This window comes from Janthinobacterium sp. AD80 (genome assembly GCF_002878455.1).
In the GTDB taxonomy this organism is placed as follows: domain Bacteria; phylum Pseudomonadota; class Gammaproteobacteria; order Burkholderiales; family Burkholderiaceae_D; genus Janthinobacterium.
Genome location: NZ_NRDQ01000309.1, coordinates 1 through 844, shown reverse-complemented (window position 1 = coordinate 844; position 844 = coordinate 1). Strand labels below are relative to the sequence as shown.

The following is an 844-nucleotide window of genomic DNA, read 5'->3' as shown; positions in this document are numbered from 1 at the left end:
CTGGCCGGCAGCAGCGGCTTGCTGGAAATGCCGGCCGACGCGCCGCGCGGCCCCAGCCTGTCGCCCGTCGGCGAGCGCTACGCCTTTGCCGTGCCGCCCGCCCTGACGCAAGCCGTGAAAGCCCTGGCGCAGGCCGAGGGCGCGACCCTCTTCATGGCCCTGCTGTCGGCCTTCCAGGTGCTGCTGGCGCGCCTGGCCAACCAGGACGACGTGGTGGTCGGCACGCCCGTGGCCAACCGCAATGCGCCCGAATGCGAACCGCTGATCGGCCTGTTCGTCAATACCCTGGCCCTGCGCGCCGACCTGTCCGACGATCCCGCCTTTAACGCCCTGCTGGCGCGCAACCGCCAGCACTTCCTCGACGCGCTCGCGCATGCGGAAGCGCCGCTGGAGCGCATCGTCGACGGCTTGCAGATCGAACGCGTGCCGGGCCGCAGTACCCTGTTTCAGACCATGTTCGTGCTGCAGGCGCCAGCGGCCAGCGCCAGTGAAGAAGAAGCGCAGGCGGCCTGGCACGGCTTGCGTCCCGGCCCGTTCGAGCCGCCGTTCAAGGCGGCCCGCTTCGAGATCACCCTGTCGATGATGGAAGCCGACGGCGCGCTGTGCGGCGTCATCGATTACAGCGTGGCGCTGTTCGAAGCGGCCACCATCGCCCGCATGGCGGAACAGTTCACGCAGCTGCTGGCCTCCATCGTCGAGGCGCCCGCCACGCCCGTGTCGCGCCTGGCCCTGCTGCCGGCCGCGCAGCGGGCACAGCTGCTGGCCCTGGGCGACGGCGGCACACCCGTCGATGCGCAGGACTTGCCCGATGGCGGCCTGTATGCGCTGGTGGCGCGCCAGGCCG

General features: G+C 71.3%; 1 protein-coding gene. It reads left to right on the top strand.

The genetic code is table 11. From position 1 onward, the window contains the following. Positions 1 to 844 (top strand): condensation domain-containing protein (locus tag JaAD80_RS29020; protein WP_258003252.1); only part of this gene is annotated, 844 nt, incomplete at both ends.